Raw genomic sequence first — 245 nt, 5'->3', positions numbered from 1 at the left:
TACACGGCCTCTTTGGAAACCGTTTCACGTTAAACTGCAATATAGTTAGCCTCGATGTAGACGTAAACATAATATCGCTTGGCTAGTGCATGTTTTGCAATTCAACTTGCAGGCCCACTGCCTTTGTCATACTCGATAACGTCCGTGGAGTATAGTGATGACCATACATTTTTTCAATGAGTTCAGCAATCTCCGTCATGGTTACGCCCCTTTAAGAACATGTAGATGACAAACGATTCGAGCGT

Annotated in this window: 1 pseudogene; it reads right to left on the bottom strand. The window is 42.9% G+C overall.

Annotated features, from left to right (window positions below):
• Window positions 1-117: 117 nt before the first annotated feature.
• A pseudogene (locus BBG47_RS31485) lies at window positions 118-245 on the bottom strand (transposase); the annotation flags it as partial.

This window comes from Paenibacillus sp. KS1 (genome assembly GCF_001680695.1).
In the GTDB taxonomy this organism is placed as follows: Bacteria; Bacillota; Bacilli; order Paenibacillales; family Paenibacillaceae; genus Paenibacillus_B; species Paenibacillus_B suaedae.
This window is presented reverse-complemented; position numbering and strand designations above follow the sequence as displayed.